This is a genomic window from Paenibacillus sp. FSL R7-277, assembly GCF_000517965.1.
Classification (GTDB): Bacteria; Bacillota; Bacilli; order Paenibacillales; family Paenibacillaceae; genus Paenibacillus_AQ; species Paenibacillus_AQ silagei.
The window spans coordinates 1-203 of sequence record NZ_ASPX01000051.1 but is presented as its reverse complement, the minus strand read 5'-3'; the positions used below and the strand labels follow the sequence as shown (position 1 = coordinate 203).

At 53.7% G+C, this 203-nt stretch carries 1 pseudogene; it reads left to right on the top strand.

The window, feature by feature from the left end:
- Nucleotides 1-203 (top strand): annotated as a pseudogene (locus C173_RS16180) (DDE-type integrase/transposase/recombinase); the annotation flags it as partial.

Sequence of the window (203 nt, the reverse complement as noted above, 5' to 3'; positions counted from 1 at the left end):
GCCATGGAGCAACACTGCGCCCCTGACAGCGCACGCCCGGTGATCCGCACCGACAACGGCCCACAGTTCGTCAGCCATCTGTTTGGCGACATGTGTGAAAGCTGGGAAATGACCCACGAACGCATTCCGCCTCGAACGCCGGATTTAAATGCTTTTATTGAATCGTTCCACAGTAATATCGATCGGGATTTATTCCGCAAAGA